A 21,613-nucleotide genomic window follows, 5' to 3' on the forward strand; every position below is an offset into this window, starting at 1 on the left:
AACGCACACACAGCGTTGTTTCCAGCATTCGAGCTGCGGCGCGGGTAGGCGCCGCGATCGCCCCCATGGGCGGCCCGTGCCGCCATGTAGGTTGGCGGTCAACTCTCCATCGCATCGAGCAGCATGCGCACGGCATAATCGGCGAAGCTGCGACGCACGATCAGTTCCCAGCCATCGCCCGCCTCATCCAATGGGTGCAACAGTACGCTGGTCTTGAAGAAATGTGACTGAGCACAACAGCCAAACGGCAAGGCACGCGGGTGCAGATCCAGCGGGCAGCCGGCATTCAGCACATCGCGCACCCCAGGTCCGTGAAGCCGAACGACGGAATAGCCGCTGCTCTGGTCCGTAACCGCGAACCAATGACCTGCCAGTGAATGTTCGACCCGGGACGCCAGACTGTCCGCGCCGTCGGCCGGGGCGCACAGCAGCCACTCATCGGGTGCCAGCCACAAGGCGGTGATATCCCTCCCGCGGGTAACGGTATTGGGCATCAGGGGCAACTCCAACCCCAGGCAAGCGTGAACGGCTTCCAACATAGTCGAATCGGAAGGATCCACCCGCAGATTGGCCAGACTGATCTGAGGCTGTTCGCTCAGACGCACCTGGTCGGGGGCGCCGTGTTGCAACGGCAGGCCAAATTCCACATGCAGACTCGTCAACGGGGTCTGCTGTTTGCTTTCAGTCAACATTTTGACGGGCTCCTTCAGGATCGTAGAACACCGGGCTGCAGACACGCGCCGGCATGAATCGGCCATCAGCCGTGGCTACTGTTACTTCATGGCCCATCCGCGCATGGCCGTCCTTGAGCAGGGCCAAGGCAATGGACCGTCCCAGGATCGGGCTCATATAGCTGGATGTCACGTGGCCAAACATCGGGGCAATGGCTGCTTGGGTGGGCCCCTGCAGGATCTGACCGCCTTCTGGCAGCACGCAGGTGGGGTCATTGGCCAGCAGGCCAACAAACTGCTTGCGCCCATCACTGCTGGTGTGGCTGCGCGCGAGCGAACGCTTGCCCAGGCAGTCTTTGGTCTTGGCCACCATGCCGCCCATGCCCAGATCCACCGGGGTCACCGACCCGTCCGTGTCCTGCCCAACGATGATGTACCCCTTCTCGCCGCGCAGCACGTGCATGGTTTCGGTGCCATAGGGCGTGATTTCGTAGGGTTGTCCGGCCTCCATCAGCCGCTCGGCGATGTGGCGACCCATATTGGCCGGCACATAGACCTCGAAGGATAGCTCGCCCGAGAAGCTTACCCGCAAGACACGGGCAAACACACCATCGATGGTGCCTTCCCGGAAACTCATGAAGGGGAAGGCCTCACCGCTGAAATCGATGTCCTTGCAGACGGCGGCCAGCACCTTGCGGGCATTGGGGCCTGCGACAGTAGTCACCGCGAACTGGTCAGTCACCGAGGTCAGATAGACCTGCAGATTCGGCCATTCGGTCTGCAGCCAGCGCTCCATCCAGCTCATGATGCGGGCGGCACCGCCAGTAGTGGTGGTCAGCAGGAAATGATCCTCGGCCAGGCGGATGCTTACGCCGTCGTCCATGACCATGCCGTTTTCGTCGAGCAGTAGGCCATAGCGGCAGCGGCCGGACTGCAGCTTGGTCCAGGAATTGATATACAGGCGATTGAGGAATTCGACCGCATCCGGGCCCCGTACATCGATCTTGCCCAAAGTACTGTAATCCAGGATGCCGACGCTGTTGCGTACGGCCAGACATTCACGCCGCACGGCTGCATGCATGTCCTCGCCCGGCTTCGGATAATAATGGGCGCGCTTCCAGTTGCCCACGTCCTCGAAGACCGCGCCTTGCTCCAGATTCCAGTCATGCAGGCAGGTTCGGCGGATTGGGTCGAACCAGTCGCCCAGCTCTCGTCCGGCAAGGGCGCCAAAGCTGACCGGCGTGTAATTGGGACGGAACGTGGTGGTTCCTGTCGCCGGGATGCTCTGCTTCAGGGCTTCCGCCAATACGCCCATGCCATTGATGTTGCCCAGCTTGCCCTGGTCAGTGCCAAAGCCCATCGCCGTGTAGCGCTTGACGTGCTCGACCGAATGATAGCCCTCGCTGACCGCCAGCAGGATATCCGATACAGAGACATCGTTTTGGTAATCGATGAACTGCTTTGGGCCCCGCGTAGCATCCTTGCCCTTGCCGACCGACCATAACGGTAACAGCGGCGTGACCTCGATGGGGCGAGCAGACCAAGCAGGCAAATCAGCGGGTCGCGTCCCCGGGGCACCCTCGGCCGCCCGCAGGCCCGCACGCACGCCGCCATCCAGAGCCGCCTGCAAATCGAAGTCGCCATTGGCGGCACCGGCACTGCCAAGCGGCTGTGCCGCCCCTTCTGGCACGAAGCAGGCACGTTCCTCGCACCAGCGCGGTTTGCTGCGCGACTGAGCGTACAGATGTACGACGGGATTCCAGCCGCCCGAGATGACCAGCAGGTCGCAAGCCAGCGCATCAATCCCGTCGCGCAAACTCACGCCATGGCCACGTAGGCGCACACCAGTCACATGCTTGCCACCGTGCGCCTCGGCCACCACCGTCTGATGGATGATCCGAATCCCCAGGCGTTCAGCCTCGGCCGGGACGGTTCCATGGCTGAGCACGCGCGGATCCACAACCGTGACATCGGCGCCGTGGCGTTTCAGGTCGATTGCGGTTTGATAGGCACTGTCGTTATTGGTAAACACGACAGCACGACGGCCCGGCAGCACGCCATAGTGGTGGATATAGGTGGAGACGGCACCCGCCAGCATCACACCCGGGATATCGTTGTTGCCGAATACCAGCGGCCGCTCGTGGGCGCCAGTCGCCAGCACCACATGTCGCGCCCGGATCTTCCAGATGCGCTCCCGCACGCCACTGCGCTGGGCGATTGGCAAGTGATCGTGCAGCCGCTCGCAGGCGGTAATCAGATTGTGATCCTGGTAGCCAAAGGCGGTGGTGCGCTGCAGCACCCTCGTGTCTGGCTGGGCAGACAGCTCGGCCATGCGCTCGGCCACCCAATCCAGCGCCGGCTTGCCGTCGATGATTTCCTGAGTGCGCAACAGGCTGCCCCCCGCCTCGCCGCCGTCATCCACCAGAAGAACCCGCGCTCCGGTACGGCCGGCCGCGCAGGCTGCAGCCAGCCCCGCCGGCCCAGCCCCCACCACCAGTACATCACAGTGCGCATAGCGCTTCTCGTAGCGGTCAGGATCCCGAGTGTCGGGCACTGAACCCAGCCCTGCGGCGTCACGGATCCGTTCCTCGTATTTGCCCCACCAGCTGCGCGGCCACATGAAGGTCTTGTAGTAGAAACCCGCCGGAATGAAACGCGCAAAGCGCTGCATGATCGCCATGCGGTCATGCTCGATGTCCGGTTTGGCGTTGACGCTGGTCGCGCGCAAGCCTTCATAGAGCTCGACCTCGGTCGCACGCGCATTGGGTATGGTATAGGCACCGCTTTCCAGCTGCACCAGGGCATTGGGTTCTTCGACTCCAGCAGTCATGATGCCACGCGGACGGTGATACTTGAAGCTGCGCGCCACGAAATGCACGCCATTGGCCAGCAGCGCCGAGGCCAGCGTGTCACCCTGCAGGCCGGTATAGGCCTTGCCATTGAAGGAGAAATGCACAGGCACACCGCGCTGCACGCGGCCACCCTGAGGCAGACGGCTGTTCTGATTCATACGGCCTCCTGAATCGGTTCGGCGGTATCGCGGCCCTGGCCATCGAAGGTCTCGTAGCCCTGGACGTCATAGGTTCTGGTGTCGCGCTCGGCGATGAACCAACGACGGCAACCATGGGTGTGAACCCACTGCTCGCGAAACAGCCCGAAAGTATTGCGGCGCATGAATACATAATCGCCCCACTGCCGGTCGTCCATCGTTGAGTTGTCTACGGGGCGCACGATGCCGGCTTCCCCCCCATAACTGAATTCGCTTTCGGCACGATCCCCGCACCAGGGGCATTTGATCTGCAGCATGATGTCTCCTTCAATGAGCTACGGCGGCGGCGCCGTGCTCGTCGATCAGATGGCCGCTATAAAAGCGGTCGACGGAGAAGGCCTGGTTGAGTGGATGCGGTTCGTCATGCGCCACCGTGTGCGCAAAGACCCAGCCCGAACCCGGCGTGGCCTTGAATCCCCCGGTTCCCCACCCGCAGTTGAAATAAAGCCCTTTAATCTCAGTCTTGGTGATGATTGGGCACGCATCAGGCGACACATCCACGATGCCCCCCCACTGGCGGTTCATACGCACGCGGCTCAGGGAAGGAAACATCTCAACGATGGCCTGCAGCGTGTGTTCGATACTTTGGAAGCTGCCGCGCTGACCGTAGCCCAAATACTGATCGATTCCCGCCCCGATCACCAGATCGCCCTTGTCCGACTGGCTGATGTAGGCGTGCACGGCATTGGACATAATGACGGTATGAATGCAGGGTTTGACGGGCTCAGAGACCAGCGCCTGCAGGGGATGGCTCTCAATGGGCAGACGAATACCCGCCATGTCGGCCAATACGCTGGAATGGCCGGCCACCACGACGGCGACTTTCTTGGCCTTGATAAATCCCTTGCCCGTATCCACGCCTTCGATGGCGCCATTTTTCTTCCGGATATTGGTCACCGGGCAGTTCTGGATAATGTGCACACCCAGCTGATCCGCAGCGCGCGCAAACCCCCAGGCCACAGCATCATGGCGGGCTACACCGCCGCGCCGCTGAAACGACCCCCCCAGCACAGGATAGCGGCTGTCCAGATTGATGTTGGGCACGATCTCCTGGATCTGCGCCGGCGTCAGCCATTCGCCATCAACCCCGTTGTAGCGATTGGCATTGATGCGCCGCTGAGTGTCACGCACTTCCTGTAGATTGTGAGCCAGATTCATGACGCCACGCTGGCTGAACATGACGTTGTAGTTCAGGTCCTGCGACAGGCCTTCCCAGAGCTGCATCGCCTTTTCGTAGAGCTGAGCTGATTCGTCCCAGAGGTAGTTCGAACGCACGATCGTGGTATTGCGCGCCGTGTTGCCGCCGCCCAGCCAACCTTTTTCCAGCACGGCGACATTGTGGATGCCATGCACCTTGGCCAGGTAATAGGCGGTGGCCAGGCCATGCCCGCCCGCGCCGATCACCACGACATCGTATTCGCGCTTGGGCTCGGGGCTGTGCCACGCACGGCCCCAGTTTTCATTGTGATTCAGCCCGTTACGAATCAGGCTGAAGATTGAGTAACGATTACTCATGGTCTCCTCGCTCATATGATGGTGCACCTCAGTTGGCGTTGTGGGTGCAGTACATCAAAGGCGGGCGAAACCCGATAGAACTAATTCGCCGTACCCGTGGAAGATTCTGGCTACATCAGAAGAACTCATTGCGCCTGGGGAATACCTCGCTGACATAATCGACCAAAGGATCAGGCGGCGACAGCAGAGTATCGGGCAGCTGGGCATGGCTGCGCCAAGCACTGGGCGGCATTTTGAAGGCCGAGCGGAACTCGCGCCCAAAATGGGACGCATCGGCAAACCCGCATTCCGATGCGATCACAGCAATAGTTTTCGTCGTATGAGTCAGCATCCAGGCCGCCAACCGCAGGCGCATGCCGCGCGCATAGGCCTGAGGCCCCTGTCCGGTTGCCTCCTTGAAGAGCCGTTCCAGGTGGCGCACGGAAATACCTAGTTTGCTACCTAGCTCGTCCAGACTCAGGGCCCGGCCCACATGCTGTTCCATCAGCAGAACCGCACGCCGCACCACGGGATGGGTCGTCGGCTGGATTCCCGGCGGCAGTGGCTGAGCAGCGCTGGCCCGGCCCGTATCCTCGACCTGCAAAATGCGCAGGGCTTTTTGCACAATGGACTGGTCGATATGGCGACGCAGGATCTCAGCTGCGACATCGATCGAGGCCCGGCCGCCCGAGCATGTGATACGGCGCCGGTCGAAAACATACAGACGGTCGGCCACCACTTGCGCTGGATCGATCCTGGGAAAGCGTTCGAGGAAATCCCAGTAATGGAACCAGCTGATGCAGATGCGGTGCTGATCCAGCACACCGGCCTGCATCAGGGTGAATACCCCTGTACACAGGCCCACGAGATGCACGTCCTGATTCGCCGCTTCGCGGATAAATTCGAGCACCCGGGAACTGACAGGTGGGCGCTGCAGCAAACCCCCAACGACAACCACATAATCGAAACGGGCAGGATCACCCAGCGGTTCTGAGGGCACCACCTGAATCCCACTGCTGGAGCGAACCGGCACCAGGGATTCATCGACCACCTGCCAGGCACAACGCACCGGGCGGCTTTGGTCGCCTTCATCACCGGCCAGGCGCAACACATCCAGCATGCCCGAAAAGGCAGTCAGGGTGAAACTTGGCAGCAAAATGAAGCCAAAACGAACGGGCCCCTTATTCATATGATTTAGTCTCTCCATGCCAATTCATTCAGGCGCCATGACGTTTTCATTCTAGGCGGACATACCGCCCCATGATGTAGTAAGTCTGGATACGGCACTGGCGCACAGTGCCAACCATCCCACCAAGACCGGAGACGTATCATGCAGACTTCACCATCCCAAACGCCATCGGCCGAGCACACGCTGTTTTGCCTGACGGTATCGTGCCCCAGCAAGGCTGGACAAGTCGCAGCTATCGTGTCGATTCTGGAGCAGCGGCAAGGCTACATCGACGAGTTCACCGTCTTCGATGAAAAAAACACCCAACAATTTTTTGTCCGTTGTGTCTTTCATACTGAACACCCCAAAACGCTGGACAGCCACTCGCTGAACCACGATTTCGCCAAACTGGCAAAGCGCTTTTCGATGCGCTGGGCCATCCACGATATGTCAAAGCGACCGAAGGTACTGATCCTGGTCTCAAAGCTGGAGCACTGCCTGGCCGATTTGCTCTTTCGCACCCGCATGGGCGAGTTACCCATGGAGATCGCCGCCATCGCCTCGAACCACGATACTCTGCGCCATCATGCCGAGGCCGCCGGGATCAACTTTCACCATCTGCCCGTGACCGGCGACAACCGGCCGCAACAGGAAGCCGCCATCCTGAACCTGGCACACACGACCGATGCCGAATTGGTCATCCTGGCCCGCTACATGCAGATTCTGCGCCCCGAGACCAGCAAGGTACTGGCGGGCCGCGCCATCAATATCCATCATTCCTTCCTGCCCGGATTCAAGGGCGCCCGCCCTTATCACCAGGCCTACGAGCGCGGTGTCAAAGTAATTGGCGCGACTGCTCATTTCGTGACTGACGATCTGGACGAAGGCCCGATCATCACCCAGGCCGTCGAACCAGTTGATCACACACAAACCCCCGACCAGTTGCTGGCCACCGGCCGCAATCTGGAATGCCGTGCACTGGCTCAGGCCGTACGCAACTATCTGGAACATCGGATCTTCATCAGTGGGCACCGGACAGTGGTGCTTTAAGGTCAGCCTGACGAGAGCCGGACGCCCTCCAGCAGGCCGCCCGACTCTGGCACGATCTCTCAGTCGAAAGCTGTCCGTAGCGCATCTGTAATGCCCTGCACACACACTGCCAAGATCAGCTTGCCATGTTCCGCGCTGGCTCGGCTGGCAGATGACAGACAACCTGACTCCGGTGTCCATTCCGGCCTGATCGGGAAGAAGTCGTAGGGCGGGAACGCGGCTGGCGGATGATCCCGCACCTGACTCATGTCAACCAGATCGGCATGCAGATGCAGCATCAAAGAAGTTTCCAACACTCCACCATGTTCCACAGCCCAGCCTGGAAAATCCCCCTGATAGATTTGATCAATCGTCTTCTGATCGATGAAATCCCAATACGACAGGATAATGCAGCGAAAATCCCGAATGCTGTCCCAGCGCAGCTCTCGCAATGCCAGATCGACACCCTCGGTGATAAACGCGGAGTTCTCATAATGACCATTGACGAGCACGACTTTGCGCACGCCGTGGCGTGCCAATTCCTTCAGCACATCACGGATGATGCTCGTGACAGTCAGCCCGTCCAGGCTGGTTGTCCCCGGCATATGATTGCCGCCGCCGCTTTTTTGCTGCGATTTATAGCCATATGCAATGGCCGGTGCCACCAGAGCACCCACCTGTGCAGCCACACGTTCTGAGATGGCGGTCGGCAGCAGAACATCCGGATTCATACTCATGTGGGGGCCATGTTGCTCGAGTGCTCCGATAGGCAACAGCACGGCCGCCCCATTCTTAACTTTGGCCGCGTAAGTCGGCCAGGCCAACTCCGCAATACGTACTTGATTCATGTTTTACCCAATCAGATCAGACGCATACGTCCCATTTTGAAGCCTAAGGTCAGCACCAAATAACTGACCGCCGTTATGCCAATCGCCGGAAAAGATGCTGTCCAGATCGCAGCCGCATCCACCAGGATGTAATGCAGCAGGTAGAACGTCCCCAGGCCCAGCGCCATCGAGATCCAACCCGTCGCGTTCCAATCGCCTAGCCGGCTCTTGGTGGAACCATCGGGAAAACTCTCGGCAAACAGATCCTCGTCCTTGACCCGACATTTGCGTACGATGAAATAGTCAACCACTACCAAGGTCCACAACGGTATGAAAATCCCTCCGACAATTCCGAGGAAAAACTCGAAATACTCAATAAATTTGTCAAAGGCTAGCGGCAAAAAGCACATTCCAAACTGCAGGAGCGCAATAAGCAGCATATAACGCTTGGGAGATTCGCTGCGCGTAGCACCGACAAGCCCCATACCCGCCCCATAGAGAACAGTGACGTTGGTGCTGACGGTGGCAAAAAACACGACCAGAAAGGCGACGGTACCCAGCCCCAGAGAAGCAATGGTAGAACTGGGATCTGAGTTGTTAGGGTCAAAAACGCCTGTTTCCAGAACAACACCAATCACGCCGATGGCACCGACGATCATGAACCAGCCTTGACCCAAATTAACGCCCAGCCAGCTGCCTGCCGTGGCGGCGCCCGGCCCTTTGGCAAAGCGGCCAAAGTCGCCAATCATCGCCCAGCCCCAGCAAAACCCGAAGGCCAGATCAAAATAGAATGCTGGCGTATGCTGAGCTTGTGGCAAGGTCAGACTGGCTATCTTGGCGTAGTCCCAGTGCTGCAGGACAACAAAGGTCTCCCAAACGCCTAGCACGACCAGCAACACCACAGAAACCCATTCGAGGTATTTGATGGCGCGATGTCCCACCACTACGATCACGCCCTGCACAATGGCCGTCACCAGAATCCCTAAAATCAGCGGCGTCGTGGAACCAGGCTGCCCATAGGTTGGACTACCCCACATTTCGTGGAACACATAGGTCAATGAGATGGCCGCGATGAAGGTGTTGATGCTGGGCCAGCCAATCATGCCAAAGAACTCACCAATGCCGGCCCAACGTGATCCACGAACGCCCAGGGCGGGAACTGTGCAGGTCACAGTAGAAGCCCCATGTTTCCAGGAAATCCAGCCAATCATGGCCCAGGGAATCATCATCAACGGCAAATAGATGAAGGCATATTGCCAAACGAAGCTCATGCCGATGGCCGCAGCCATTCCACCAAAATACCAAGATCCGGTATTGACTCCAGATCCGAACCAGGTCACAACCTGGTCAAAAAACCCATACTCACGTTTGTCATGCGGAATTCTGGCTGTACCGTATTCCATGGCGTTGTCTCCTCGAAGGTCTCTACCAACCCCGTTATGTTTCGGGAGTGTACCGGCTCTTATGATCAGGTGGCGACGCCACTTTCAGCGTCGACCGAATTCATCTTAGAGAATGCGCGCCCATGGGCTTTTTTCAGAAGCGACCCTTACTTGTCAGAATGCGAAGTCGGGATCCCTACCGCGATTCAAATCCTGGCCCCCAAGACGTGGGTAGCCTGCGTATCCCAACTCACACGAACCCATCGACCATCCTCCATTGGCAACGCTGCACGGCCGGCATATGGAATCTGTGCCTGAAGTTCCAAGCCCGTTTCAGTCTGAAGATAAATCGTCATCATCGCACCAACGAATTCTTCCCCGATCACGCGACAGCGTTGTCGATTGCGCCCCTCTTCGCAAGATGCAGTCAAGCGGATATCCTCAGCACCGACATACAACGTCACCGGATCACCTGCGAACACCCGCTCGCCAGCCACCCGGGAAGTTTCAAACATGCCATGATCTGACTTGACCAAGATGATGTCGTTAGCGATCTCCACTACCTTTCCTTCGATGATGTTCTTGCCGCCAATGAATTCCGCCACGAACCGATTGCATGGGGTCGAATAAATTTCCTGTGGTGTGCCGACCTGCTCTATTCGGCCCTCGCTCATGATCACTACTCGGTCCGCCATGGCAAAGGCTTCAGAATGGCTATGGGTGACATATACAAATGTGATGCCGATCTCCTTTTGCAGTTCGGTCAGCACACCTTGCATGCGCACCTTCAGGTTTGCATCCAAAGCACTCAATGGCTCATCCAGCAACAGGATAGGAGGTTCGGTCACCAAGGATCTGGCCAGTGCCACACGCTGACGCTGGCCTCCCGACAATTGCCCGATATCCCGATTCACAAACTCGGCGAGCCCCATGCGATCCAGCCACTGGCCCGCTCGCTGTCGCCGCTCTGCCTTCGGGACGCCACGCATCCGGAGCCCGAACTCGACATTTTCGGTGACGCTCAGAAAGGGAAACAATGCGAGGTTTTGCCACACCAAAGGTGTGTCACGAGCCCAGGTACTGAGCTCATTGATACGTTCTCCGTTCAGGCGAATTTCACCTTGTGTCGGCTGATCCAGACCAGCCAGCATTCGTAGGGTCGTTGTCTTGCCGCAGCCGCTCGAGCCCATGATTGCCAGGAATTCGCCTTCACTGATGTTCAGGTTGATCGATTCGACAGCGGTAAAGCCCCCAAAGGACTTGCTGACATTATCCATTTCCACCAAAGGACGATTCATGTTTTCATTCCCCTTTGGCCGTGGCCAAAATTTTTCGAGTCTTGTTTTTCCCATGCCGCAGCAACAGAATCTGCGCCAGGACAACCAGCATGATGGTGACTGTGAATACGATGGAACCGATCGCGTTGATCGTCGGGCTGACGCGTCCCTGCAAGGTCGTGAGGATGCTGACCGGAACCGTGGGATCCAGCCCCGACACAAACCAGGCAACGGCATACTCATCAAACGACACAGCCATGGTCACAAACAGCGCCGCACCGATACTGGGCAGGGAAAAAGGCAGAATCACGTGCCATAACGCACGCCACTGGCTGGCGCCGAGGTTCCAGGCCGCCGCCTCCATGTCGGCGGGCATCAGTGCCAGGCGCATCCGGATCACCGCCATCGCAAACGGAGCGCACATGACGATGTGGCTGATCATGACCGCCTGGATATTGCCCGACAGACTGACGCGCGACAGAAACGCCAGCATCGCCAGTCCCATGATGACCACGGGAATGGTCGGCGGCAGCAGCGCCAGCGTCAGATAGACCGATTTGCCGAAGAACCGATAGCGATGATCGGTATATGCGGCACAAAACCCAAGCACGGTGGACACCACCGCAACGGTGAAGCCGACTTTTGCGCTGTTTCCAAACGCCAGCCAGATATCGGCGTCGGAGATGATGTCCCGATACCACTGAAAGCTGAAATCGCCCAGGGGCAAGGTCGGAAAGCGATCCGCGTTGAATGAAAAGACAAAGCTGGCCGCGATGGGGGTAAAGATGAATACGAATATCCCAAAGGCATAGCAATAAAGCGTCAGATTAATCCATCGGTTTTCGTTCATTTCGGCCTCCGGTAGGCGAACCAGATTGCGGCCAGGGCAACCGCCAGCAAAGTTACGACCATCGTCACCGCCACCACGGCCGCCTGTGGCCATTGCTGGCCGGACTTGACGGTGTCGATGATCACGGTGCTCAGTACGGTTCTCAGGCCCCCTCCCAAATACAAAGGACTGACAAAATCGCCAAACGTCAGGATGAAACAGAACAGCGCCGCGATCATGATGCCGATTCTGGCGGACGGGATGATGACATGCCAGATCGTGCCAAGACGGCCACACCCCAGGTTATGGGACGCTTCCACCAGATTACGGTCCACGTAGATCAGGCTGAGCAACTGCAGCAAGGTCACCAGCGGCAGGCACAGGGTGGCATATCCGATCAAGGTGCCCCCCAGGGTATTGAGCATCGCTACCGGCGGCAGAGATAGCCATTTCAGGAGCATATTGACAATCCCTGAATCCGCCAGGACGACTTGCCAGGCATAAACACGCACTAGGTAACTGGTGAAAAACGGGATGATCAACAACAGCAGTGCGAGCTGCCGTGCGGAACTCCGAAATTTGAAAGCGATTGCGTAGGCGCATGGAAAAGCAATCGCACTGATGGCGACTGCGGTGAGAATCGCCATTCCGAAGGTCAGAGCGTATGCGTCGTAAAAATAGCCGCGCGTATAGATGAATGCCCAATTGGCGAACGTAAAATCTGGTTTCAGTCGGAAGAACTCGACCGACCAGAAGGTAATGACCAGCAGGAACACCACCGGGAAGACCAGAAAGAGCAGTTGCCACACGAGCGGCGGCAGGCTCAGGGAAAAGGCATATAGCCTCTGTTTTTGAACGAAATGCCCGGCACGCGGCGACTTCCGTCGCAACTTGCGCACGTCCGCCGCGGCGCCAGGGGATCGCATTGAACTCTGATGCGGGATTATCACCGAAACCTCCTGTGCCACGAGGCTCAATCAGGCCCTTTGCGGGCTTTCTGTTTTTGAGCTAGGCGCCAACTCTGAAATCGCAAGCCGCTGACCAGGCTCGTGCCTACCACAGTGCTGCATTGGGCACGAGTCTGGTCAGGGATTGCTCAAGCGTTCTTGTACTTCTGCCAGAAATTATTCCAGTCCTGCAGCGATTGCTGGACCGGAAGCTGCCGATCGTGGATGCGGCCTTCTCGGATGATGTTCATCACGTTGTACTCATCCATCAGCATGCCCCCACGTTCAGCTGCCACGTGATTGACCTTTGCCAGGAGTTTCCATCCCTCTTGATTCGGGATCACGGCCGGGTAAGCCTTCATGGTCGCCGCCTTGACCTGCCCCTCCGGGGTGGACATATATTGCAGGAACTTGGTGGCCAATCCGACCTTCTGGCTGCCCTTGCCGATACACAGGCATTCGTCCCATTGCAGACCGCCTTCCTTGGGCACGACAGTCTTGAACGGACCGCCATCCCGCGCCAGCAGGCCGGTAATCCAGTCACCGATGCCCAGCATGGCGTGGACCTGCTCTGTTTTCAACGCTGAAAGCGTGCCGCCATAGCCGAAGAACCCAGCGATCTGCGGACGCAGGCTCATGGTTTTGTCCTGCACCTTTTGCCAGGCGGCGGCATCGATATCGTAAGGCTTGGAATTTCCGTTCAGCAGACTCATCTGACCGAGATTGGGCAGATGCCAGTCGAAATGCGCAACCTTGCCTTTGAGCTTTTTGTCCCAGAACATCTCGTAGGAGCTTGCCTGCTCGTCGGTAATATATTTGGTATTGAACGACACCCCCAGAAATCCGAAACGCATCAGCAACGCATACATGTCGTTCTCATGCCATAGCATGGGAAATCTACGGAATTCCGGAAAATAATCATTAAAGGGATAGTCCGCCGGATTCAGCTTTTCGATATAACCAGCGGTTCGCAATTGCTGTACATATTCACCGTCAGCAAGAATGACATCGTACGTGCCGGGGGGCGACTGGGAGATCAGCGCCAGCATCTCGTCACCGCCGGTATAGTATTTGGCGCGGATCTTGACGCCATGCTTGTCCACAAAGTCCCCGACCACCTCGCGCTCAGCGAAGCCGTTCCAGGTCAGCATCGTCAACTGTTCCAGAGCCCAGGCGCTGCGTAGTGGAAGCGCACTGGCCACAGCCGCAGCACCTGCCAGGCCCCCGAGCCTTGTGACAAAACGCCGACGAGCTGCAAAATCACTGCGTTTCATGGGAAGTTTCATGTTCCTTTTCTCCTTGGTTGTACCTAGCCATATCCAGCGCTAAATTGGACGTCGATTAATGCTATTGGAAACAACGAAAGGGACAGCAGCCCCTTTCAGGACCTACTTCCATACTTGATGGCAGGCAATGCTTTGTCTCTGTCTTATGTCATCGTTTCAGCTTGCCTGCAACGCTGATCCTACGGGTTCCTGCCGCCTGACTCGTTGCCGGAAACGACATCAAATTGTCTGGAAGCGAACCAGTACCTATCGAGTGCAACGTGGGACGCGATGCGTCAACCCTGCCAGCAGATCATTGGCAATCGTGCTGGATGACCAGGCAACCTCATCCACCGAAGGCCCGCCATCCCCCCACAAAACGACGGGCGACCCGACGTCCGCAGCAGGCACGGGATTCAAGTCCACGGACAGCATGTCCATGGAAACCCGGCCCACCAGCCGGGTTCGCACGCCAGCCACCACCACCGGAGTACCGGTGATGGCGTGGCGGGGATAGCCATCCGCATAGCCGCAGGCAACGATCCCCACCCGCATGTCGTGATCCGTGCGGAATGCGTGGCCGTAGCCGATCGCCTCGCCCGCCGGCAGCACATGGACACTGATCAGTTCGGAGCCCAGCGTCATGGCCGGACGCAGCCCCAGGGATTCGGCATCCCGGCCCATATAAGGGGACGCTCCATACAGGCAAATCCCCGGCCGTGTCCATTGCTCATCCCCCGGGATCCGGGCAGCCAGGCCGGGGGCTAGAACCGCGGCCGAGTTGCAGACGCTGACTGGGCCAGGAAGCCCCGCCGTGACGCGGCTGAAGCATTCCAGCTGCTCCCGCGTCACGGCCAGATCGTCATCAGCTCGGGCGAAATGCGTCATCTTGCCGACGGCCCCCAGAACACCGGCATTTTGCAACACCCGTGCGCGGTCGAATGCGGCGCGGTATTCCCCTGGCTGAAATCCCAGCCGATGCATGCCGGAATTGAGCATGATGTGAACATCGACACCGACGCGGCCGGAATGCGCTGCCAGCATGTCCATTTGCGCATGGCTGTGCACCACCGTACTGATCGAGTGATGAGCCAGCACATTCAGATCCTGCGGCTTGAAGAATCCTTCCAGAAGCAGGATGGGCCGCCGCCAGCCCAGGTCGCGGCATCGCACCGCCTCGTCGAGATCGAGCAGGGCCAGACCATCAGCCGCAGCAAAGCCGCGCACAGCGGCTTCCAGGCCATGGCCGTAGGCGTTGGCCTTGACCACAGCCCAGATGCGAGCCGGCGCAGCCGTATCGTCCGCCAGACGGCGGGCCACACGGCTTAGATTGAGCGCCAGGGCCCCCGCATCAATCGTTGCCAGAATGGGACGCGACACGACACCCTCTCTCGCGAAATTCCTGGCGGATGGCTTCTGGAACCAGCGACCCGCCGGTACTCCAGATAACATGGCTTGCCTGATCCATGACAGATTCCAGGCCATGGCGCTGAAGATAAGCCCGGCCCTGTGGCGAATCCAGGACCCACGCGGGCCCACGCAAGCCGGTCGCCGCGGAAGGCTCCACATAGATATTCTCCGCGTTTTCCAGGCGCCAGGCGTCGCCATAGAAAATTGGCTCATCAGCCGTGAACACCCCCGACAGCAGGGGCTCGATCAACGGCGCAACCAGCGGCGAGGCCAGCCCCACCGCAAGGCCATCGGCCTCGGTGCGATTGTCCAGCCCGACGTCGTAGACGGACACAGGGTGCCGTACGCCGCACGCCAGCTGCACCAGCATGCAGGGGGATGCCGTCGGCTCGACGAAGAAGCCATGCACATGTCGGCCAAACAAACGTTTCAGGCCAAACAGGATGCCGCCCGGTGCTCCACCCACCCCGCACGGCAGATAGACGAACAGCGGATGATCAGCGTCGACCAACCGACCGGCCGCCCACAACTGTGTTTGCAACTCGCGCGCTGCCGCGGCATATCCCAGAAATAGGGCCTCGGAATGCTCGTCATCGACGAAATGCATCATGGGGTCGGCCTGTGCAATCGCCCGGCCGGCGGCCACTGCGGCCGCATAGTCGCCAGAGTGTTCCACGACATCGATCCCGTGCTTGCGCAAGCGTTGCTTCTTCCATTCCTTGGCATCTGCGGACATATGCACCACTGCGCGCAGACTCAGGCCCGCCCCGATCAGGCCGATGCCCAGGCCCAGATTGCCAGTACTGCCAACCGCCAGAGTGTGGCGGCCCAGGATAGCCCGTCCTTGTGGACTGGCTAGTACACGGCGATCCGTATCGTCACGCAACAACCCCTCTTCGGTGCCGATCCGTTCGGCCAATGACAGCACTTCGTGAAAACCGCCTCGTGCTTTGACGGATCCCGCCACGGGCAAGGCATCATCCCGCTTGAGTAACCAGGCCCCGGCTGATTCGCCATGGAATATCAAATCCCTGAAGCGAGGAATCGGCGTCAGGGGTGAATCCAGCTGGCCCGCATTGGCCCGCAATTCGGGGAATACTTGCTCTAACAGACCTGCGCAGCGAGCGAATCGCGCTTCGGCCACAGCTGGATCCAAGGCAACGGCTGTCCCGTCGGATCCGGCATCGTAGCCCGGGTTAAGCCACAGCAAGGGCTGCCTCTGCATCACGCCCGCTGGCAGACTGGAATATCGGCTTGCTAGACTCTCGTTCATCGTTCGTTCCTATTGTTCACCATGGCATAGGCCGAATGATTATGAATCGACTCGAAATTCTCGGCCTCTACTTGATAGGATGCCACGCCGGGCAGCCGCCGCAACAGGACAGCCACATCACGCACCAGGTCTTCGACGAATTTTGGATTCTCGTATGCCTGCTCGGTGACGAACTTTTCATCCTCTCGCTTGAGCAGACCCCATAACTGCGAAGAGGCCTGCGCCTCCACACCGCGGATCAACACATCCAGATCCGCCGCCACGGGCGTTTCATAGTCGAGGGAGACCTGGACATGCGAGCGCTGGTTGTGTGCCCCGTACTCGGAAATCGCTTTAGAACAGGGGCACAGGCTGGTCACAGGCACTTGGACCTGCTGCGAGAACCGGGTTGGCGCACCCTGCGAGGCGTGGGCCACCCAGCTGACCTGGTAATCCATGAGACTGCGCAGGCCGGACACCGGAGCCGCCTTTTCCAGGAAATAAGGAAAACTGGCGGTCAAGTCGGCGCTCTCCACTCCCAGTCGGTCGCACACAGCCCGCGCCATGCGGCAAAAGCCATCCGGGGACATTGGCGTCTCACGCCAGGCTTCCAGCACCTCGATGAAGCGCGACATGTGAGTGCCCTTGTCCTTGGCGGGCAAGGCCACGGTCATTTCCCAATGCGCAACGATTTGCTGCGGCTGGCCGGCCGACATGGCCAGCCGCAGCGGATAACATACCCCTCTGACACCGACCCTTTGAATAGGGACCCCACGAGTATCCGGACCGCCCTGTACGTCTGGCATCGAAACCGCAACGGGATCGAAAAGAGTATTCATCTGCTTTCTGCTCAGTCCACGAATTTTCGAAACGAATCCCTAATGCGCGAGCGGGTCACGCGAGGTCTCCTTGCTCAGCGCCATTGCGACCAGCGCAATGCCCGCCGCCGCCACGAGATACCAGGCGGGGGCCAGCTTGTTGCCCGTCAGATGGATCAGCCAGGTTGCAATGAACGGCGCGGTCCCGCCAAAAATCGCATTGGCCAAATTGAAGCTAAGTGCAAAGCCGCTGTAGCGCACCCGGGTCGGAAAGATCTCTGACAAAAAGCACGGCAAAGTCCCGTCGTTCATGGTCAACATGGCGCCAAACACGATCTGGATCAGGACCATGCCCAGAAAGCCCACGGACGCCAGACTACTAAACAGCGGCACCGTCAACCCGATGAAGGCGATCGACGCCAGAATGAGCATCGTCTTGCGGCCCCAGCGATCGGACAGGATGCCCATCAGGAAAATGAAACCGATATAGGAAATCAATGCGATCGTCGTCGCCATGAAAGATTCTGTTTCGCCAACCCCCAACTCAACAGCCAAATACGTGGGCATGTAGCTCAAAATGATGTAAAAGCCCACGGCATTGAGCATGGTGACGCCGATCGCGATCACCAAGGCGCGGCGATGCCGGGACAACAGCAGGCTGACCGGCGCATGGGACACTTCACGCGATTCTTCCATTTCACGGAACTTGGGCGAATCTTCGAGATGAATCCGGATATAGCGGCCGATGTAGCCCAGAGGCGCCGCCAGCAGAAACGGCAGGCGCCAGCCATAGGACTGCATCTGTTCCGGGGTCAGAAACAAATGCATGCTAGAGACCATCAGCGATCCCAACAGCAAACCAGCGGCCGTACTGGCTGGCACGATGCTGGCGTACAGGCCGCGCTTGTGAGCGGGCGCGTATTCGACCAGAAACGCCGAGGCGCCCGCATACTCACCCGAGGCGGAAAATCCCTGCACCAGACGCAAACCCAGCAACAGAACTGGCGCCCAGACGCCGATCTGATTGAAATCCGGTAAAAGCGCAATGGCGAAGGTTGCCAGAGACATAATGATGATCGACAGCGACAGCGCATGTTTGCGGCCGATCTTGTCGCCATAATGGCCCCAGAACACGCCACCGATAGGCCGAACGATGAAGGACAGTGCAAATACACCGAACGTCGCCATCAGGCCGGCGGTCGGTGAGACATCGGGAAAAAAAACGGCTGCGATAATCGTTGCCAGATAGGCATAAGACGCGTAATCAAACCATTCGACAAAGTTACCGATGAAGCCTGCAGCGGCAACCTTGCTAATGACGCGGCGTTCACCAACGCCAGGCATGACGCCTGCGCGGACGGTGGTAGAAGTCATTGCTGTCTCCATGGGCCGTCCTTCCAGCCGATCCTTTCCGGACCGTCCCGATTGGACGTGCTCCTTTATTGGTATAGCGGAAAATCATGCAAATCCGTTGGGGGCATGAAGTGCCAACCCCGAACAAACCGGGATCGGCACTTCAGGCGACAGCGGATCAGCGCTTCACGATATTGTGCTCTGGACCATACGGGAACTTGGTAATATTCTCGGCCCCGTCAGCTGTCACGACCAGGATGTCATGTTCGCGATAGCCACCAGCGCCCGGCTGTCCTTCAGGCAGCATTAGCATCGGTTCCATCGAGACCACCATGTTGGGCGTCAGCACGGTATCGATATCCTCGCGCAGTTCCAGCCCAGCCTCGCGCCCATAATAGTGGGACAGGACACCAAACGAATGGCCGTAGCCGAAGGTACGATACTTCAGCACGTCATGGCGATGGAAGATCTCGTTCAGCTCGGCCGCGATATCGCAGCATCGGGCACCCGGGCGGATCAGCTTCTGACCAGCCTCATGCACCTCGACGTTAATTTCCCAGATACGGCGGTGGGCATCCGAGCATTCCTCGGCAAACAGCGTGCGCTCCAGCGCCGTGTAGTAGCCGGAGATCATAGGAAAGCAATTCAGGCTCAGGATGTCGCCGCGCTGGATCCGGCGCGACGTAACCGGATTGTGGGCACCGTCGGTGTTGAGTCCGGACTGAAACCATGTCCATGTGTCCATCAGCTCGGCATCCGGATAGGTACGGGCGATCTCACGCACCATCGCCTGCGTAGACGCCAGCGCCACTTCGTGCTCAGGCACGCCCACAGCGATGGCATCATGGCAGGCGGCCCCGCCGATGTCCGCGATCCGGGCACCCTGTTTGATCAGGGCGATTTCCTCATCAGACTTGACCATCCGCAGCCGCATGCAGGCCTTGCCGATATCCACCAGCTCGCTGCCCGGGAGGGCGGCACGCAGCTTATCGAGGTTTTCTGCCGTGATGTGATCAAGTTCCACCCCGACCCGCTTCTTGCCCTTCAGCAGGGTCTGAACCGCGTGGAAATAGTTATCTCGCTGCCAATCCGTGTAGACGATGTTATCGCCGAAGCTGCGGCGTGCCGGCTGGCCGGCATCAATATTGGCGCTGATGGTGGTGTGCTTGTCCTGTGTAAGCGCCAACCCATAAAAGCGTCCGAAGTGGCAAAATAGAAAATCGGCGTAGTAATTGATGTTGTGGTATGAAGTGAACAGAATGCCATCGATATCATTGCCAGCCATGTGTGCACGCACCGCATCGATGCGCCGCTGCATTTCAGCGGCCGAAAAGGTTGGTTTGGCATGCGTGCCGTTGGGAATCTGCAGCAGGCGCGTCTCGCGCATCTGCTGAGCTGCTGTGGCGGCATTTGAAAATTGCAGGCTGCTCATGGGGATATCTCCTGTGATTGGCATTGACTTTTGAAATGACCACTCGGTCATCCTTGTTCGTGCAGACCATCTTAGAGACCCGATACACCCCACCTTTTTTCAGAAGCGACCTTTAATTGCCTGGAAACGAAGATTCTCACCAAGCAAGACAAATCTATAGCAAACTCGGCACCACAGTTTGAAAGCAGAAGTACTCTTCAGACGGAGACAAGCAGGATGGATATCCTTTCGATTCAGGATGCCTTGCATGGGCATCCGATCCCTGCCACACAACACTACGGCTTTTTGCTCGTTCCGGGATTTAGCCTGATCGGCTTTTCCTCTGCCCTTGAACCCTTGCGCATGGCCAACCTTGCCAGCGACAACAGGCTGTTTCAGTGGTCCACGATCAGCCTGGACGGCGCACCCGCCCAGGCAAGCAACGGCATCGCCATCCAGCCAGATTACGCGATGGATGGGGCACCGGCATTCGATACCCTGTTCGTCTGCGGATCCAACCCCATCCCGCCCCGCATCGAACCGCGCTACCTGAACTGGCTGCGCCACCTGGCACGACAGAAAACCGTTCTGGGCGGCATCTGCACAGGCAGCTACTGGTTGGCACGCGCGGGTTTGCTGAACGGCTACCGCTGCACCCTACACTGGGAAGACACCGAGCGGCTTCTGACAGACTTCCCCGACATCATTGTCTCCAAGCATATCTATGAAATCGACCGGGACCGCTACACCTGCAGTGGCGGAATCGCGCCCGTGGATCTCATGGTTGCGCTCATCAGTCTGAGAACTGGGAGCAACGAGATCGCTGCTAAAGTCTCCGAACTAATGGTCTGCGAACGGATCAGATCCACCCAGGACTCCCAGCGGATACCACTGCGCCAGCAATTGGGAACGAGCCAGCCGAAACTGACCGAGGTCGTGACGTTGATGGAAAACAACCTTGAAGAGCCTTTAACCAAAGAAGAACTAGCGCAATTTATCCAAGTTTCCGTACGCCAGCTCGAGCGCCTGTTCCAGGAGCATCTGAGATGTACGCCCAATACCTATTACCTCGAATTACGGCTACGCAGGGCACGGCAATTACTTCTGAGCTCGAATCAATCCATCATTGATGTAGCGGCCGCCTGTGGTTTCGTATCAGTGACCCATTTCACGCACCGCTATCGGGCTTACTTCAGCACCACACCCGGCCGCGAACGCCGCGTCGGCCAGCCACCCAACGCGCGATCGGCTGTCGGTAGACCTCCCGTGCGGATATCCTGAGCGGCGGCCGGTGGACGTCTGCGGCCAGAACGCCCGCAACGGCACTCGCGTCCCAGTATTATGGCGCGAACATACCTGCGAAAGACGTGGCTTTCCCTAGAATGGTCAGCAAGCGAGCCTGGCAGATCGCACCGACCTTAACCAGCGTCG

General features: G+C 58.6%; 18 protein-coding genes. 2 read left to right on the forward strand and 16 right to left on the reverse strand.

Going from position 1 to position 21,613, the window contains the following annotated elements; all coding sequences use genetic code 11:
• Positions 1–98 precede the first annotated feature (98 nt).
• The 5 genes from WA928_RS05990 to WA928_RS06010 form a co-directional block, all read right to left on the reverse strand.
• Positions 99–692, reverse strand: a complete 594-nt coding sequence (locus tag WA928_RS05990; protein WP_417277020.1) for a sarcosine oxidase subunit gamma — start codon at positions 690–692, stop codon at positions 99–101.
• Positions 682–3,681 carry a sarcosine oxidase subunit alpha family protein gene (locus WA928_RS05995; protein ID WP_417277021.1) on the reverse strand — a complete coding sequence of 1,000 codons (3,000 nt, stop codon included), beginning with the start codon at positions 3,679–3,681 and terminating at the stop codon, positions 682–684. Before WA928_RS05995 ends, WA928_RS05990 begins: the two co-directional genes overlap by 11 nt.
• A complete protein-coding gene (locus WA928_RS06000; protein WP_417277022.1) occupies positions 3,678–3,977 on the reverse strand; it encodes a sarcosine oxidase subunit delta in 300 nt (99 codons plus the stop codon). Before WA928_RS06000 ends, WA928_RS05995 begins: the two co-directional genes overlap by 4 nt.
• Positions 3,978–3,987: 10 nt before the next feature.
• Positions 3,988–5,235, reverse strand: coding sequence for a sarcosine oxidase subunit beta family protein (locus WA928_RS06005; RefSeq protein ID WP_417277023.1), 1,248 nt, complete (start codon positions 5,233–5,235; stop codon positions 3,988–3,990).
• Between the two features lie 115 nt (positions 5,236–5,350).
• Positions 5,351–6,403: a GlxA family transcriptional regulator gene (locus WA928_RS06010; protein ID WP_417251841.1), complete on the reverse strand. Its 1,053-nt coding sequence runs from the start codon at positions 6,401–6,403 to the stop codon at positions 5,351–5,353.
• A gap of 141 nt (positions 6,404–6,544) precedes the next feature.
• Between WA928_RS06010 and purU the strand changes: the two genes are divergently transcribed.
• Complete coding sequence (gene purU, locus WA928_RS06015; RefSeq protein WP_424300838.1) at positions 6,545–7,432, forward strand: formyltetrahydrofolate deformylase; 888 nt, start codon at positions 6,545–6,547, stop codon at positions 7,430–7,432.
• Between the two features lie 59 nt (positions 7,433–7,491).
• Here purU and WA928_RS06020 read toward each other — a convergent pair whose 3' ends face one another.
• The 11 genes from WA928_RS06020 to WA928_RS06070 form a co-directional block, all read right to left on the reverse strand.
• Positions 7,492–8,259, reverse strand: coding sequence for a creatininase (locus WA928_RS06020; protein ID WP_424300841.1), 768 nt, complete (start codon positions 8,257–8,259; stop codon positions 7,492–7,494).
• 11 nt (positions 8,260–8,270) lie between these two features.
• The gene (locus WA928_RS06025; protein WP_424300844.1) at positions 8,271–9,641 is read right to left on the reverse strand and encodes a cytosine permease; all 1,371 of its coding nucleotides are present in this window, start codon (positions 9,639–9,641) and stop codon (positions 8,271–8,273) included.
• Between the two features lie 185 nt (positions 9,642–9,826).
• A complete protein-coding gene (locus WA928_RS06030; RefSeq protein ID WP_424300847.1) occupies positions 9,827–10,918 on the reverse strand; it encodes an ABC transporter ATP-binding protein in 1,092 nt (363 codons plus the stop codon).
• A 4-nt stretch (positions 10,919–10,922) separates the two neighbouring features.
• Entirely contained in the window at positions 10,923–11,747 is an 825-nt protein-coding gene (locus WA928_RS06035) for an ABC transporter permease (protein WP_345798363.1), read from the reverse strand.
• On the reverse strand, positions 11,744–12,652 hold the full coding sequence (locus tag WA928_RS06040; RefSeq protein WP_424300851.1) for an ABC transporter permease: 909 nt from the start codon (positions 12,650–12,652) through the stop codon (positions 11,744–11,746). Before WA928_RS06040 ends, WA928_RS06035 begins: the two co-directional genes overlap by 4 nt.
• Before the next feature lie 170 nt (positions 12,653–12,822).
• A complete protein-coding gene (locus WA928_RS06045) occupies positions 12,823–13,959 on the reverse strand; it encodes a polyamine ABC transporter substrate-binding protein (protein WP_424300854.1) in 1,137 nt (378 codons plus the stop codon).
• A 246-nt stretch (positions 13,960–14,205) separates the two neighbouring features.
• Complete coding sequence (alr, locus tag WA928_RS06050; RefSeq protein ID WP_424300857.1) at positions 14,206–15,318, reverse strand: alanine racemase; 1,113 nt, start codon at positions 15,316–15,318, stop codon at positions 14,206–14,208.
• Positions 15,290–16,621, reverse strand: coding sequence for a D-serine ammonia-lyase (locus WA928_RS06055; RefSeq protein ID WP_424300860.1), 1,332 nt, complete (start codon positions 16,619–16,621; stop codon positions 15,290–15,292). Before WA928_RS06055 ends, alr begins: the two co-directional genes overlap by 29 nt.
• Entirely contained in the window at positions 16,618–17,439 is an 822-nt protein-coding gene (folE2, locus tag WA928_RS06060) for a GTP cyclohydrolase FolE2 (RefSeq protein ID WP_424300863.1), read from the reverse strand. Before folE2 ends, WA928_RS06055 begins: the two co-directional genes overlap by 4 nt.
• Before the next feature lie 39 nt (positions 17,440–17,478).
• Positions 17,479–18,792: an MFS transporter gene (locus WA928_RS06065; RefSeq protein WP_424300866.1), complete on the reverse strand. Its 1,314-nt coding sequence runs from the start codon at positions 18,790–18,792 to the stop codon at positions 17,479–17,481.
• Positions 18,793–18,949: 157 nt separating this feature from the next.
• Positions 18,950–20,158, reverse strand: a complete 1,209-nt coding sequence (locus WA928_RS06070; RefSeq protein WP_424301177.1) for a M24 family metallopeptidase — start codon at positions 20,156–20,158, stop codon at positions 18,950–18,952.
• A 261-nt stretch (positions 20,159–20,419) separates the two neighbouring features.
• Between WA928_RS06070 and WA928_RS06075 the strand changes: the two genes are divergently transcribed.
• A complete protein-coding gene (locus WA928_RS06075; RefSeq protein ID WP_424300869.1) occupies positions 20,420–21,463 on the forward strand; it encodes a GlxA family transcriptional regulator in 1,044 nt (347 codons plus the stop codon).
• The last annotated feature ends 150 nt before the right edge of the window (positions 21,464–21,613 follow it).

This window comes from Castellaniella sp., assembly GCF_049651205.1.
GTDB lineage: Bacteria > Pseudomonadota > Gammaproteobacteria > Burkholderiales > Burkholderiaceae_B > Castellaniella.